The following is a 15,165-nucleotide window of genomic DNA, read 5'->3' as shown; positions in this document are numbered from 1 at the left end:
TTCAAATTAAACGTACTTACTCTAAAAACAGTGTGTTTATTAAGCTTTCTTGTTCTTTTCCGGCTTCATGTTTTAATGCTCGTATAAAATCCATAGAATTGGCGGGACTGTTTGGATAACCATGATTTTCCCAAACCAACTTGAGCGCATTAATAATGGGTTCATCCCCAATAGCAGCGCGTAGCTTAGCAAAGACAATAGTTGCTTGCGAATATTGGTCAAAGCTTTGTGTAGCATCAACTAAGGCTGATCGCTCCTTTATGTTCATCAACATACTTTGCTCGTAGCGTGTTGTTTCATACTCAACCAGCGCTTGCATTGTCGCTTTCCCATAACGCTGCTCTATAACAACAAGCTCAATATACTTTGCCATAGACTCCACTAAAAAAGCGCTATCTGAAAGTACCCCATTACCAATATCATGGCCAAACCATTGATGCGCGGTTTCGTGAACTGCACGGCGATAGCGTTGATCAAAGCCTGCATTAGCGCTTGGCTTTGATCTAAAACCAACACTGTCTTCAATAAGTATAAGTTGCGGCAATGCATAACCTGTAGCACCAACACTAGGCGAGCCTATTAAACTCAATTGTTTTGCTCTATAAGGGCTTATATTATTAAGCCATTTTATTGTATCGCCCATTGCGCTGAGGTTTATAGCTATAGACTCCGCTCGTGCTGGCTCGTTTTTATCTTTAGCAAACACGTTTAACATCACGCCATTTTGCTGCTTGGTAACAGGGGAATAAGGCACCGTCACCCAAGCTGGGATTGCATTTATGGGTGTACGAGTCTCAAAATGAAATATTTCGCGGTCATCTTTGCTGGTACGTGATATTTCCTCTCCTTGGGTTATAACCTGATAACCCCTTGTTGTACTCACTTTACTCGACATAGTAAGCCACTGGTAATGAGTACTTGCTTTCACCGTTTTAGCAAATAGCTTCGTGGGTCTAATAACCGACTTCACTTTAAGTGCGTGTTGCTGACGAAGTATAGGATCGGTTAATTCATAATTACCTTGATAGCCAACAGTCGGCAATAAAGGCACTGATCGTATATAGCTAAATTCAGGGGTTATTATCTGATGGCCTCTTACTGGCCAAAGCTTAGCTTGATGAACATCAAACCGTGTAACTAGTTTACGTATTTCTCCAGGCTGCATTTCATTCTCAAACTTAAACACAGCTTGATTAAGCAAGGGAAAGCTTTTAGCCCTTTGTGCGCCATCGATTTCAATATCGGCCCATTTATAAAAACCAGAGCGCCCAACCAATATCTCTTTAATAGGGGCTTGATGGGTGTTTTTTAAGGTATATATTAAGGAAAAATGAGCTTGCTGCTGATGCGGATAAAAGTCTACATTAGCATCAATGTGAACAATTTTTGGCTGTGCTACATTGCGCCATTGTGAGAATGCTTTTTCGTATTGTGCTTTAAATGCCTCGCGTTTATGCGAGTTGGTTAAAGGCTTCTCCTCAACCAGTCTTAAATATAATTGAGTAAATAGTGCCACAGTGATAAGTAAAGGTATAAGTAACCAAAAATGCTTAACCCCCATTACTCTTCGGCTCAACCCGGCACCTCGGTGATTAAAAATACCCGTAATTATAACTAAACTTATACACGCCGCTAACCAAACTGATATATAAGGCCAATAACTACTTATACTTGCACGATAACCCGAAAAGTTATCAGGTGCCTGCAAAGGCGTCCAACCAACACTCCACAATGTATGCGTAAGACCAAGATAAGTCATTATCGGTGTAAATTTGATCAGTAAAATAACAGCAATTAGCAAACCCGCAATAAGCTGCGAACGGCACAAATTAAATACACACAAAAATACACACGCAATAATGGCAAGCACAATTGCCATCAAAAATAAAATGGTTAAATGTACTTCAAATTGATATGCACTGTGTAAAAACCACTGAGCTGCACTTGCCCCTAATAAGCTCATTGTTAAAAAAACCAATATCATAGTACCTAGGACCAATAACTGACTGTTTAAAAAGTAATATGTTTTTAGCGGTGTGGCAGCGATCAGCTCAGCTATATTATAGTTTTTAGCAAAGCAGCTTACTTGCCAGCTCCACAAAGCCATTAATAAAGTGCCAAACAACAATTGCATATCAAATGCATAATAGCTAATTGCATCAAGGCTTGTGGTGCTTATAACACTCATTGGTTCAACATAACCAGACGACGAGGCAACACTATTAAAAACCATCACCGGCCAAACAAAAATAATCAGTAAAGTAACAGGGTGTGAAACCAAATTAACCAGCGTAGTTTTGTATAAACTGGCCATCATCAAAAATGGCTTTTGCGTGACTCTCGCTGTTTTATATTCAGCGGGTTTTAACGTGTTGTAACGAATGTATTCGTTAGTATTTTTAGTTTTTTTACTCTTTAATAATGTGTGTTTTTTATTTTTACTAAAAGTAATATAAAAAATACCAACAGCAAGCATACTCACAACAACGCGATTAATAGCAAATGAAGCCCCTAATGAATTGGTTAAACTGTTTATTACGGCAGTGTATGCAAAAGGGTCAAGCCAAACAAATAATGTATAAAAGCGATTGCTTATAATACTACTTCCAGCAAGCATTGGATTTCCGGTAATACTTGCAAGCATTATGTAGCCTATCCACAACACCGTAAAAACAACATAATTGGGTAATGAATTAGCTGATTTATGGCAAACAAAAAAGGCAATAACAACTAAAAAGCAGCTATTTGGTAACAATACTAAAAAGCTATTAAATACAGTAAAATAAACCACATTTGGTATATAGCCCAATTGCCTTACATGCATGTATATCATTACTAAATCGCTAATTAAGCTGATAATAAAAACCAAGAAAATCAGTAAGCATACTCTTGCTAAACTGCGCTTAAATAAACTAGTTTGCGTAGCATAAATAAGCTCCTGCATTGACGCGTGCTGATCTCGTAAAAATATAACGGGTGCCAATACTCCTACAAGCACAGGTAACTGCATCATTTGTAGCATTGTAATATTTAACTTAAATTGTTTTAACGAATCAACTTCAACTGCTGCAAGCCCAGAGGACAACATAACCGCAAATACCAAAGGTATAATAATGCACAGCCAAACAAGTGGTTGGCGCACTGCATATCGCCACTCATTAAAAATTAACATGTTTGACTTCCTTCATTAAGTGCAAAAAAGTACTTGTCTTGAAGCGTAGCGGGCGAATTTATTGCATTGTGTGCAGGCGCTGTGTCTGCATACACACGAAATGACGCTCTACCATAGCGATGGCTCTTACTTAATACATGCTGAGTTGGTATGCCCGTGGGTAAACTTTCGAGCTGCCAAATCTTACCTTCTAAAGGAACTAGTAAGTCTTTTACGTCACCGCTTTGTATGAGTGCTCCTTGATCTATAATGGCCACGTAGTGACATAAATTTTCAACATCTTCAACAATATGGGTCGATAACAATACCAACCTATTTTGACTAATACTAACGAGTAAATTATTTAAACTTTCTCGCTCCACAGGATCAAGCCCAGCAGTGGGTTCATCCATAATAATTAGCTTTGGGTTGCCTAACAAAGCCTGAGCCACGCCAAAACGCTGCTTCATTCCTCCCGAAAAATTAACAACTTTTTTATTAGCAAACTGAGTCAAATTGGTTAGTTCAAGTAAACTATTAATTTGGTTTTTGCGCGCATTACCACCTATGCCTTTTAATACGGCAATATGCTCAAGTAACGCTCGACAACTCATATTGGGATACACACCAAAATATTGTGGTAAATAACCTAGCTGCGATCTAAGCGCATCTGGTTGGCTAATCACATCAAGGCCATTAAAATTAATATGCCCGGAGTCGGCATTTTGTAAACACGCGAGTGTGCGCATAAGTGTTGATTTACCCGCTCCATTAGGGCCAAGTAGACCGACCATACCGGCGGGTAGAGTGATCGTCACATCATTCAAAGCCTGCGTACCATCTGCGTATTTTTTGTTGATATTTTTCAGTGTAAGCATTAGTTTCATCCTTAATTGGTATAGCACCAGCTTAAGAAAGCAAGTCAATACAAGCGAGAAAATAATGGTTAACGTATTGAAATAAATGATGAACATAAAAAAGTAACGTTGGTCATTTAAATATGACCTTTCATCATTTAAATAAACGGCCTAGTATACTTAAAACGGTTACTAACCCTATGAAATAAAATAATTATTTTAAAAATAAATTATGATTGAAACAGTTTTATGGATAAACTAGCGCGCTCAGCGTAGTGAATTGTGCAAAGGTAATGTTTAAAATAAAAAGACAATTTTATCTAAGCGTACCCGCTCAGAAACTATAATAAAAACGGAGTCACATATGCAGCAAGCCAATACACCAATATGGCAACGCTTTAGCATTACCCAGCTAATAATTTTTTTACCGCTAATAGCCGCTATTATGCTCGACTCTCATATACGCTTTTTGTCATCACATATGGATTCAACTAGCCAATATCTGGCTATTAATATTCAACTTTTTTTACAGTGTATTCCCTTTTTTATTGCCCATGCGTTTGCATATCGTTTATTACTTACACCCGCAATCATAGTTTGGCTGTTAGGCTTTTTAGCCTATCCATCTCTCTTGCTAGTATTTAATAACCAACTTCTTAACTTTTCGCAATGGCAATACCTTGATGCACAATGTTGGACACTGTGCGCATCTGCAAGTGGTATATGGCTTATTACTAAACGCACTAATAAAAATAACAATGTGTTGAGTAATAAATGGCTTAAATCCTTGTTTTCACTTGATACAGTCGTGTTTATAGTACTTTTAGGTTGGGCAATAGTTACATCAAGCATACTCAATACGCACACTGATCCTATGTTAAACCAGCCTATTGAGCCTGTTATTGATGTTTATAAAGTATTCACACAGTTTGATACTTTTTTGGGTTATCTTTGGCAAATTACTGTTTCTGCCGGATTAGTATATGGAGTGTATTTATTAAATAGATATTTATTAATACGCTACGTATTAACCTATCATGGCGTATTAATATTTTTGTTTGCAAGTTTAATAAGCCTCGTTGCACTTACACCTGTATTAACATCGTGCTTGCTACTGTTACCTATTAACGATTTACCTGCAGGCATTGCTAACTTAACACCTGGTGGTAATAATAATATTTTCAGCCCTGAAAATTATCAGTTTGTATTTTTATTTTTGGCTATAAGCACACCGATTATTTTAGCGTTTGAACGACAGCAACAACACGTTCAAATTAGCAACATTGCTCAGCAACAAACAAAAACAGAGCTAAAGCTACTTCAGCAGCAAATTAACCCTCATTTTTTATTTAATACATTAAACAACCTTTACGCGCTGACATTAAAAAAAGCAGATAATGCACCAGATCTTGTTATGCAATTAGCTAATTTACTGCGTTACAGTGTTTACGAAGGTCAAAAAGCACAGGTGAGTTTAGAAAAAGAAATCAATTACTTAAAAGGTTTTATTGCATTACAGCGTTTACGAAGTGCTGAGCGCTGTAACTTTGATGTGCAATGGCCTGAATATCAACAACACTATTTTATTTCGCCACTACTGTTAATAATGATTTTAGAAAACGCGATAAAGCATGGTGTAGAGCCCACGTCACAAAAAGTAACGGTTGTGTTTAAAATCACCATGGCCGATAACATACTAACGCTATTTTCCTCCAACCCTATTCTACCTAATAACAATTCAGAGCATGGGATGGGACTTAACAATTTACGCCGTAGGTTGACTCTTTTATATCCAAATAAGCACACATTAATTATTAATGAAAATAAAAACCTTTGGCAAACCACACTTAAATTGGAGCTGGCTGCATGCTAAACACAATAATTGTTGATGACGAGCCGCTCGCGCATGACGTTATACTGCATCATTTAAGTGCCCATAAAGATATTAATATAAGCGGACAATACCTTAACGCTAAAGATGCATTATGTGCTTTAGCCACATCATCTATTGATTTGTTATTTTTAGACATAAACATGCCCGAACTATCAGGGATTGCATTACTAAAAGTGCTCGCGAATCGACCACAAGTGATTATTATTAGTGCGTATCAAGAATATGCTTTAGCCGGTTTTGAACTTGACGTAACTGACTACCTACTAAAACCAGTATCTGCGCAACGCCTTGAACAAGCACTCAATAAAGTACGGAAAAAAAGAAAACACATAACGCTAAATCCCAAGGCACCTCTGACTATTACGCTTAAAATCGATCGTGAAAAACATAAAATTCAATTAAGCGATATAGACATGTTTGAAGCGTATGGAAATTACGTAAGAATATGGCAAGGTGAAAAATCATTACTTGCAAGCAGTACTCTCAAATACATATTGCAGGAACTTGATACTTCATTTATTCAAGTCCACAAATCTTACGTGATTAACAAACACAAAGTGGTCGCGTTAAGTACTGAAAGCGTTCAACTAGCATCAGGCGTGTCAGTTAAAATTGGCAAGTCATTTAAACAACAAGTGCGCGACATTATTTAATCTGAGATCTTATTTTATGTTTACCTAAAACATAACTTTAAGCTCCCCCTATCAGCGACTCTAATCTTTAACACTTAACCCTTGTGGCTTTTCTCGCGTAACAAAATAACAAACAAGCGATCCAAGCGTTACCAGTACCACTCCTTGATAAAACGACGCACTAAGTGACACCGACAAATACAACGCCGAAATAATAGTAGAAAGCACCGGCGTAAAGTACGAAAGCGTGCCCAACAGCATTAAATTACCGCCAATAATAGCTTGATTCCACAGTGCATACCCGCTACCAATTACAATTCCTGCTAGTAACAATGTAATACTCGAATTTACTGAAAACGTTAAGGCCGGCTCGTTACTCATAGCAAACTGAATCCACAAGCTAACCGCCGTGGCTGTAAAAAATAACGTAATGGCATTTTTACCGTTGCTCAGCTTTTGCGTTACTACGCAATAAATAGCCCATATAAACGCTGCAGCTAATGCCATTAAATACGTCGCTGGGTTATCGGCAAAGTTATTAGTAAGCGTATTTACTGAAATACCGGCATCGCCAGCTATACACCAAGCAACACCTAAAAAGGCAACAAACATACTCGGGTAAACCCAGTAACTTACTTTTTTACGCCCTACTATAATGGTCAATAAAATAGTGAGAGTGGGCCATAAATAGTTTATTACCGCCATTTCCATGGCCTGATGCCTATTATTAGCCATACCAATAGAGAGCGCTAAGCACACCTCGTAAAATACAAATAATAAAGTACCTATCACTAAGTAGCGTTTAGAAAACCCTTTTAACTTAGGTAACCCCATAACAAGTATTAAAAACACAGCACTTACTGTGTACATAGCTGCTGCACCACCAATGGGGCTAAACAACTCAGATACATCCCTAAGTAACGCAACTAAACAGCTCCACAGTAAAATAGCGGCAATGCCATAAAGCGTGTATTTATTTTTAGTTAAAAATCCCATATCAAACCTAAAGTACTACTTTATAATTTGAAGCTAAACTAACAATAATTATTTAATTAAACAATGTAAGTTAATAAATTTTATCCAATTTCAGTTATTTAATAAAAATCCTGCACATACACTTAATCCTGCAATGGCAAATTTAGCGATGGTCGTCGCCTTCCTACGAAACAATGGGCGATGAAGGCCAACCACAAACCCAAGTCGCTACTTTTGCGAGCTACGCATAGCGAAATAAGCCAATAAACCAATAAACCAAGCAATTAGCTACCCTCGCTGGTTACTAGGATCAACGCGGGGAATGCGAGTACAAATTAAAAAATTAAAAAAGGTTTAGTTTTTCATATAGAACATGAATTAAATCAACGTGACCATGATTGGATAAGCGTTGATAATAATAACGAAATAATGAGGTACGCTGGGGCTATTTTAGATACACCTTGAAGCTGCAACAGATCCTCATTCAAATGGGCGCGCAACAGTAACTACAGCAGGAACACAATGTCAGAAATAATTAACCAATGGCCAATAGTAGTGGCCTTAATAGCAACCGGTATTTTTGCCGGAATTTTAGCAGGCCTTTTTGGTGTAGGCGGCGGTATTGTTATCGTGCCTGTGCTGTACTTTTTACTGCAAGGTTTTGGCGTAAGCCCAGAGTCGGCAATGATGATAGCGACCGCCACATCGCTTGCCACCATAGTACCTACTTCACTTTCATCTATTCGCTCGCATCATAGCAAAGGCAATATTGACCTTGCGCTAATAAAGTATTGGGCACCGTTTATATTAGTGATGGCGGTTGTCGGTAGCATTATTGCGCACACTGTTCGCGGTAACGCATTAGTACTCATGTTTGCCTGTATTGCTATTTTAGTCAGCTTAAACATGTTATTTAGAGCTGGCGCACCTGCGCTTGTAAAACAACTACCAGGTAAATTTGGTCAAGGTATGATGGCAAGTATTGTAGGCGGTTTGTCGGTCATGATTGGTATTGGTGGCGGTACTATTGGCGTTCCTATGTTAAACGCATTTAACGTACGCGCACATGTTGCGGTAGGTACTGCGGCTGTTTTTGGCTTATTAATTGCGCTACCAGGCGTAATTACCTTATTAAGTATTGGCACAACGCCAACCGATGCTCCCTTAGGTACGTGGGGTTTAGTTAACCTTCCTGCCTTTTTTCTTATTATTCCGCTGACCATTTTGTTTGCCCCTATTGGCGTAAAAATTGGCAGCAAGTTGGATCAAAAACAACTAAAACGCGCTTTTGCCATTGTCTTAATGATAACCGGTATTCGCATGCTTATTCTGACATTGGGAGTCTAAAACATGTTTAATAATACCAATCTGCTTATACGGGGTCTATTTAACGATGAGAAAATCACGCTAGAACTAGGTAAGTATTTTTGTATCCAATTGTTCTAAATGAAAATTTTTAGCGGTATTATAGGGCAATTTAATTCGTTAAATTGCCCAAATATTTATGCAGGTTGGTATTACACCCAAACAAAAAGTGCATTAAAATGAGCAAATAAAAGCCTCAGTGGACTGTGCAGGTAAATTCTTATTACAACATTCACAATTAGGTTTTAAATCTAGTATTTAGAGCTCCTTCTTATCCACCCAATGCTGAGTAAATATCTATTACCTTTTATAACTTTTGATACCTGATGCTCACTTACATCAGGGCGGAATAGCTTAACCCGCTTTGTTTCAAATATCGGATTACTGCAAATAAACTCACCACCCAAATCTGCTTTTTTAAGCACTATATTCAATCGATAGTGTTTACCAGATTCAACTTTGTCTGTGTGTGGTGCTATTTCACTCCCTTGTGGGAATTTAAGCAAATATGTATCAAATTTAATTGGCCACGTAGCACCACAAATCAACATTTTATCGTAGCCTGACTTTTACCTACCTCGCTCCCAACGAAATAACTTACTCAAAAAAAACATACAACCCCTCGAAACACCTAACAAGCAGCCGGTTAAATCGTTTTTTATTTATTTTTATTGGTAAACAAACCATAGCCGAGTTCATATTTTGGTTCAATCGTTTACTGTATTTTTACGTAAAATACAAAAAAGTGTTCGGTGTTGTTTTAATTAGTATTTTAGAAGGGAACACTGGTGTTTGAGTGACTTTATTGAGGAACTAAGGGCTTATCTTTCTTAATACATCGCGCTTTGCAGCTTTTCTACATTATGAACAAGGCAATACAGTTGCCGCAGCGTAAAGAAACAGCTAAACAGGACAGCCATTCTAACTTAATGAAAAAACTTAGGCTGGCGTCACTGTTAATTTATCAAAAATTGAACATGTTTTCGAGTGCCGCCTCTAAAGACATGGGCATATGACGTTTATTCATAATTCGGTTGTTAAGCTCATCTTTAAGTGATTTAACCGTAGTGCAATACTCTAAACGTTTAGCAATTTCATCACATTCATTATTTAGCGCCGCTAAATGGTTTACAAAATTATCTTTAATTTGCGCTTTACTACGACCATTAAACTTACGCCACACAATTGTATATTGGTCATTACTTTCTTTTTGTTGGCGATGCTGTTCATTTAGCTCGATTATTTTATTTTGCAGTAACGGTATTAAGTTTGCTTTGGTTTCTTCATCAAAATCGACATCGTCGTCAAAATGGCTTATGTAAAGCTGTAATAAAGTAAAACCGTCTTTCTCTTTTCGAGCTTGTACTAACTGTTGCATTAGTTCGTGTTTTTCTGCTTTTTTTGCAAGATCAGATTCTTTATCTGGATGCAACTTAGATGCTAAACGTTTATACATTTTGTTTAGCTGCGAGCCTTTAAATAACTTTTCTAATTTTGAGTTGTTTTTTTGTTGTTTAATTTCATCGCGATCAAATCGTTCGTGTTGGTCAAAAAAGTCATCCCAATCTTCATCTTGTTCATAGTGCATATTATCTGCACTAAACGCTTCATCATCTTTCTCCTCACCAAAACCTTGCTCGTCAAGGTGCTTATAAAGCAATGAAGGCTCAGCTGTTATTTCTCTCAGTTCGTCATCTGTTAATTCTAAACCGGGGAAATCTTGCTGTAACATATTACGTAATATATTTAACTCTGAAGAAGGGATTGTACTAACCGTATCTTGGTTATATTTATTTAGGTAAGATTGAAAAACTTGAGACACTTCCTCAACATTCAACTCGCCAATGAATGGATGTTCTGACAAATAATCTAAATCTTCATTTATCCAATCCACAAGTTCATTACGCTGTTCAATAGTTAAACTTTTACGTTGGATAAACTTACTAAAATGAATGATTTGTTCTGCAATCATTTGAGCTTGACGTTGCTCATGGTGCTCTACTTGTTCTTGAAATTGAGAAAACAGGGTCTGCTTTTTAATATCAAAGTTTGCGTTACGCTTAGTATGTTTTTCAATTCGCTGCCATAAACGCTCTAATTCAGAAGGCGTTTTAGTCGCCGCTTGTTGCTTTACATTTTTTAAAAATGTCATATTAAGTTCCACTAAAATTTGTATCCATTACTTTTTATGCACGTAATTTGTATGCTTTAATTATAAATTTAATTAAAGCATACATAAAGCCAAGCATTAAAAAAGTAACTAAACAATTATTTAATGCTTTAGGTCAATAAGAAGAATAAGGATAAAAAGCGCCTGAGTTCATTTAAGAACAATATGCTAAACAGTTACTTTAACTAATATTTACTCGTAACGCTCGATTAAGTAAATATTATGGTGGCTATAATTACGAAGCAAATCAAAATATAGCCACCCGTTTTACTTTAAGGCTTATTCAATCGTTACCTTTGCATCACTTACCCATATTTCGGTTATCGCGTCATCATTTTTATCAACTAAATACGCGCGAATGCTTACTGGATCGTTATTAGTCTGTTTATAGTCAAACGCTAATCGCCATTGGTTTGTACCTACAACCGGATAAACTCCAATAGGCTCTAGTATTTCACCATTACTGGCTTCAACAATCGGCTTTATACCACTTTCGTTATCTAAGCCATTAAATACTGGGCCCTCAAAATCAATCACCATTTTGTTAACACCTTCAGGAATAGGCTGGCCAGGAATTCCCCCCAAGCCTTGGCGAGTATTCACAACGCTTGCAAGCATTTTTGATTTTGGATCGAGTGGACGCCACTCAATATCATAAGAAAAGGTAAACTCATCACCTTTGTGCGCCTCTTTTTCAGGCACCCAATAAGCAACAATATTGTCGAACGTCTCGTCTTTTGTTGGAATCTCGATTAGCTGAACAGCTCCCCTTCCCCAATCGTCAGTGGGCTTGATCCACGCTGATGAACGCTTATTGTAAAATACGCCGTCGTCTTGGTAGTTATTAAAGTCACGATCTCTTTGAATTAAACCAAATCCTTTTGGGTTCTCATCAATAAAGCTATTGGTCGACACCGACTGAGGATTATTTAATGGGCGCCAAATGTATTGACCCGATCCTGTGTGAATAGCCAGGCCATCGCTGTCGTGAATTTCTGGGCGCCAGTCTTTAGCAGTTGTTTTATCTTTTTGTGAGTACCAATACATGCTGGTTAGCGGTGCTACGCCTAAGCGTTCAACATCGGCGCGCATATACAAATTAGCCGTTACAGAGGTAATATGCCCTTTGGCTTCTTTGTTATCTTTGCTTAAACCAAACCGATAAGCACCAGTGATAGAGGGTCCTTCAAGCAATGCCCAAACAGACACACTTTCACCTTTTTTTTCTGCGGGGCCAATCCAAAATGCAGAAAAACGCGGAAATTCTTCTGGCTGATTCATACCCGTATTAATTGCAATACCTCGCGCCGACAGTCCATATTGCCCCTCTGGCCCGTCCGTACGAAAATAAGACGCACCCAAAAAAGATATCCAATCGGGTTTCATATCTGGGCGCATTATTCTAAAGCCTGCAAATCCAAACCCTTCAGGGAGGTCGTGAGCTGGGCTGTCATCAGGCATATCAAAAACATCATTACTAAAAGGTACATTTTGCACCTGATTTTCATCGTCTCTGATGTAAATACTTACTGGCTCAGGAAAATATCGGCCAGGGTAAAATAATTGTACAGGTGCGTTTTTTCCACTTGGATATAAGGTTTCATCTTCTTTAAAGCGTATTTTCCAGTGTTCGTCATACGTAATTTTATCGATTAACTCCGGCGCTGGTACCTTAGTTGGCGTATAGGGTTTTTCGGCCGAGGCTTTTGCAAGTGATTTTAAGTCTTCGAATGAAAACTCCGTTTTATCTAATGCATCTGTCGCGTAAGACGACATCGAAGTGCTAAAAATAATTGCGATAAATAACTTTAATTTCATAAAAAGAATGTCCAATAAATTGAGTCTAATAAAAATGGGAACGCTGCACGAACGTATGTTTAACTTAAAGTTCTGCATGGATATTACGTGACGTAATATGAACTAGCGTTTACTAAGGTATTGTTATTTGACTACAGGACCTCCCATAATTATTTTTTTAGGGTATTGGTTTTAAGGGAAATTGCGCGCGTTTGATGATATCGCTGAAGTGAAATAAGCGGGGATAGAGTAATTTATTATCAGATCGCTGGTATTCAAATGGATAAGGGTTGTATTTAGATGGTGGAAGTAAAGAGGCTCACTACTTTTAAAATTTGCAATTAATGGCTAAATTTTACTTGCCGCCCACCTCAGGGCGTATTGTTATGTTTTTGAAGTTAATTTTTCTATGGCATTTTTAGCTTCTTTCAAACTTACACCATGAACAGATCTATAATATTTTATTGCTCTAACTTTATGACCTGATTTTAAAGCAACAATAACATCACCCTCAGTTACGCTGCCATGCTTAGCTATTGAGTTACCAAATATTAATATAAATAAAACTGCAATAACAGCTAAAACACCCCAAATATATTCAATTTCCATAAAGATCCTCGATGTTCGAAAAATAGTGAGCCTATGGATTAACTCGTTTTTTATTTGTTTTTATTGATAATCAAACCATAGCTGAGTTCCTATTTTGTTTGTAATAATGTTCACCAAGAGCAAAATGTATTTTTATCTTATTTTAATTATTCTTATTGGCTACTGGTTAAATAGCCTTTCGCATTTTATTTAATAACTCGTAGCATGCTTTATACAACAGTATTTCCATGTCTTCGTTATGGTACAAAGGACCCCAACGAAAAAAACCTCTTAAGCTAAATTTTTTAGCTATGAATTCGCGCCACGTAACAGATTTAGAAACGCTGAACGTTTTAATCGTCTTATTGTGTTTAATATTATACAAGCGCGATACTAACTTAACTTTTGGTCGCCAAAATAGCGGAATAATAGCTGTATCAAAATCTATAGTGAATGCATCACCACCATGCAAAGTGACTATAACAACATCTAAACCAATATCTGATTTTTTAGGCTCTTTAATAGACGAGATGCTGTGAAGACAAAAAATATCTTCAAGCTTCTTGTGCATATGATCTTGTAGCGAATCGCCCGTTATATAAAAAAACGACTCTACCTTAGAAAAATGGCTGTTATTAGCTACAACTAACGATCCCAAATAAACATTTGGCTTTTCAGAGCTAAACCAATCGAATAGCAAATTTAAATTCCTTTTTTACTTATGCCGAATAAATAGGCCGTAAGGTTGTTATCTAAGGTTAGGGTGAAAAAGCAAAAACCAGCTGTTTTTGTTCTGCTTTACGATTTTTTATTACGCTTAATTTTCTTATGTCGTAATTGAATACCAAGTAATGTCCCTAATAAAACAGCAATAACATGCAGCAAAGCTGGAATTAAATATATTAAAGGCTCCATTGATATTTCTAATAAAATGTATAGTAAGGCACCGACACTTAGATCAATAAACCAATAAACTGCCGCAACTAAAAAGGCTTGTTTATAGGGACTCACTGTTTGCTTATAGCCTAGGTAACAATAAACGATTAAAGAGGCTATAAAGCCAAAGACGTAATGAGTAAAAATGTATGATGTACTTTGAATCATTTCATCAAAGCCAATAATCAACGTTGCTATTGTTGATAAAGCAACTAGCAATAAATACAAGCCTACTGAAAAGAGTACAATCCTAGAGTATTTCACGATAATCCTTTAGCAATACAACGAGGCTGTAGAATAACTTCTATAGCCAAATTCAATTAAATAATGAGTTTCTGTAATTAACTCTAAGCATTTATCAAAGTGCAAAATTTAAGGGGGGTGTCAATATTATTTGGTTTTTAGCTAACCGTTACACCGTTTTTCGACTTAACCTTTTTAGTTGAAATAGACTGATGATTACAAAACTAGCACCAACACAAAACACCCCTACACCGGGTAGCCATATACCCATGAAGCTGTCTATTTTGGCATCCATCATTACATCTGGGGTGTATAAAATATTTACTCGCTCTAGATCTTTGTAACAAGCTGGTCTGCAACCAGGACTAACGTCAATAATATGAGACTTCCCAGTATGATCTTGAAACTTTATTCTAGGATATAAATAATCGCCTTTTTGTACTGATTCTAGAACAACACCTTCTGTTGATAAGGCAGTACCCCTCTCTGTCAGACTAGTTGTCGCGCTTAATATTTAATCATTAAAATTAAGTAGAGGGCGTGGAAAAACAATGCCA

At 37.1% G+C, this 15,165-nt stretch carries 13 protein-coding genes; 3 read left to right on the top strand and 10 right to left on the bottom strand.

Going from position 1 to position 15,165, the window contains the following annotated elements:
* Window positions 1–16: 16 nt before the first annotated feature.
* Together I6F53_RS17115 and I6F53_RS17110 are read right to left on the bottom strand one after the other, a co-directional pair.
* The gene (locus I6F53_RS17115) at window positions 17–3,172 is read right to left on the bottom strand and encodes a M1 family aminopeptidase (protein ID WP_197240474.1); all 3,156 of its coding nucleotides are present in this window, start codon (window positions 3,170–3,172) and stop codon (window positions 17–19) included.
* Window positions 3,166–4,029, bottom strand: a complete 864-nt coding sequence (locus tag I6F53_RS17110; protein ID WP_197240472.1) for an ABC transporter ATP-binding protein — start codon at window positions 4,027–4,029, stop codon at window positions 3,166–3,168. The genes I6F53_RS17115 and I6F53_RS17110 overlap by 7 nt, the downstream gene beginning before the upstream one ends.
* 343 nt (window positions 4,030–4,372) lie before the next feature.
* On the opposite strand from I6F53_RS17110, the gene I6F53_RS17105 reads away from it, so the two are divergent.
* Together I6F53_RS17105 and I6F53_RS17100 are read left to right on the top strand one after the other, a co-directional pair.
* On the top strand, window positions 4,373–5,881 hold the full coding sequence (locus I6F53_RS17105) for a sensor histidine kinase (protein WP_197240471.1): 1,509 nt from the start codon (window positions 4,373–4,375) through the stop codon (window positions 5,879–5,881).
* A complete protein-coding gene (locus tag I6F53_RS17100) occupies window positions 5,875–6,555 on the top strand; it encodes a LytR/AlgR family response regulator transcription factor (RefSeq protein ID WP_197240470.1) in 681 nt (226 codons plus the stop codon). Before I6F53_RS17105 ends, I6F53_RS17100 begins: the two co-directional genes overlap by 7 nt.
* A gap of 60 nt (window positions 6,556–6,615) precedes the next feature.
* On the opposite strand, the gene yddG is transcribed toward I6F53_RS17100, so the two are convergent.
* Window positions 6,616–7,530: an aromatic amino acid DMT transporter YddG gene (gene yddG / locus I6F53_RS17095; protein WP_197240469.1), complete on the bottom strand. Its 915-nt coding sequence runs from the start codon at window positions 7,528–7,530 to the stop codon at window positions 6,616–6,618.
* A gap of 501 nt (window positions 7,531–8,031) precedes the next feature.
* Here yddG and I6F53_RS17090 point away from each other — a divergent pair.
* Window positions 8,032–8,856 (top strand): sulfite exporter TauE/SafE family protein, encoded by an 825-nt coding sequence (locus I6F53_RS17090; RefSeq protein WP_197178968.1) that lies wholly within the window; start codon window positions 8,032–8,034, stop codon window positions 8,854–8,856.
* Window positions 8,857–9,048: 192 nt separating this feature from the next.
* On the opposite strand, the gene I6F53_RS20820 is transcribed toward I6F53_RS17090, so the two are convergent.
* The 7 genes from I6F53_RS20820 to I6F53_RS17055 all read right to left on the bottom strand — a co-directional run bounded on the left by I6F53_RS20820 (window position 9,049) and on the right by I6F53_RS17055 (window position 14,629).
* Complete coding sequence (locus I6F53_RS20820) at window positions 9,049–9,132, bottom strand: DUF1272 domain-containing protein (protein WP_197179136.1); 84 nt, start codon at window positions 9,130–9,132, stop codon at window positions 9,049–9,051.
* On the bottom strand, window positions 9,126–9,425 hold the full coding sequence (locus tag I6F53_RS17080) for a 2OG-Fe(II) oxygenase (protein WP_231616625.1): 300 nt from the start codon (window positions 9,423–9,425) through the stop codon (window positions 9,126–9,128). The genes I6F53_RS20820 and I6F53_RS17080 overlap by 7 nt, the downstream gene beginning before the upstream one ends.
* 413 nt (window positions 9,426–9,838) lie before the next feature.
* Entirely contained in the window at window positions 9,839–11,026 is a 1,188-nt protein-coding gene (locus I6F53_RS17075; RefSeq protein ID WP_197178972.1) for a hypothetical protein, read from the bottom strand.
* 297 nt (window positions 11,027–11,323) lie between these two features.
* Window positions 11,324–12,862 (bottom strand): glucan biosynthesis protein, encoded by a 1,539-nt coding sequence (locus I6F53_RS17070; RefSeq protein ID WP_197240464.1) that lies wholly within the window; start codon window positions 12,860–12,862, stop codon window positions 11,324–11,326.
* 363 nt (window positions 12,863–13,225) lie between these two features.
* A complete protein-coding gene (locus tag I6F53_RS17065) occupies window positions 13,226–13,450 on the bottom strand; it encodes a hypothetical protein (RefSeq protein ID WP_197240462.1) in 225 nt (74 codons plus the stop codon).
* A gap of 166 nt (window positions 13,451–13,616) precedes the next feature.
* The gene (locus tag I6F53_RS17060; protein WP_197120549.1) at window positions 13,617–14,129 is read right to left on the bottom strand and encodes a hypothetical protein; all 513 of its coding nucleotides are present in this window, start codon (window positions 14,127–14,129) and stop codon (window positions 13,617–13,619) included.
* 98 nt (window positions 14,130–14,227) lie between these two features.
* Window positions 14,228–14,629 (bottom strand): hypothetical protein, encoded by a 402-nt coding sequence (locus I6F53_RS17055; RefSeq protein ID WP_331460808.1) that lies wholly within the window; start codon window positions 14,627–14,629, stop codon window positions 14,228–14,230.
* Between the last annotated feature and the right edge of the window lie 536 nt (window positions 14,630–15,165).

Origin of the sequence: Pseudoalteromonas sp. SWN29 (assembly GCF_015864465.1) — a bacterium.
In the GTDB taxonomy this organism is placed as follows: domain Bacteria; phylum Pseudomonadota; class Gammaproteobacteria; order Enterobacterales; family Alteromonadaceae; genus Pseudoalteromonas.
Note: the sequence above shows the minus strand (reverse complement) of the source record. Positions and strands in the feature narration are given on the sequence as shown.

Bases quoted from the DNA above. Each gene is read 5' to 3' on its own strand.
- I6F53_RS17115 (WP_197240474.1), bottom strand. From the start codon at position 3,172: ATGTTAATTTTTAATGAGTGGCGATATGCAGTGCGCCAACCACTTGTT.
- I6F53_RS17110 (WP_197240472.1), bottom strand. From the start codon at position 4,029: ATGCTTACACTGAAAAATATCAACAAAAAATACGCAGATGGTACGCAG.
- I6F53_RS17105 (WP_197240471.1), top strand. From the start codon at position 4,373: ATGCAGCAAGCCAATACACCAATATGGCAACGCTTTAGCATTACCCAG.
- I6F53_RS17100 (WP_197240470.1), top strand. From the start codon at position 5,875: ATGCTAAACACAATAATTGTTGATGACGAGCCGCTCGCGCATGACGTT.
- yddG (WP_197240469.1), bottom strand. From the start codon at position 7,530: ATGGGATTTTTAACTAAAAATAAATACACGCTTTATGGCATTGCCGCT.
- I6F53_RS17090 (WP_197178968.1), top strand. From the start codon at position 8,032: ATGTCAGAAATAATTAACCAATGGCCAATAGTAGTGGCCTTAATAGCA.
- I6F53_RS17080 (WP_231616625.1), bottom strand. From the start codon at position 9,425: ATGTTGATTTGTGGTGCTACGTGGCCAATTAAATTTGATACATATTTG.
- I6F53_RS17075 (WP_197178972.1), bottom strand. From the start codon at position 11,026: ATGACATTTTTAAAAAATGTAAAGCAACAAGCGGCGACTAAAACGCCT.
- I6F53_RS17070 (WP_197240464.1), bottom strand. From the start codon at position 12,862: ATGAAATTAAAGTTATTTATCGCAATTATTTTTAGCACTTCGATGTCG.
- I6F53_RS17065 (WP_197240462.1), bottom strand. From the start codon at position 13,450: ATGGAAATTGAATATATTTGGGGTGTTTTAGCTGTTATTGCAGTTTTA.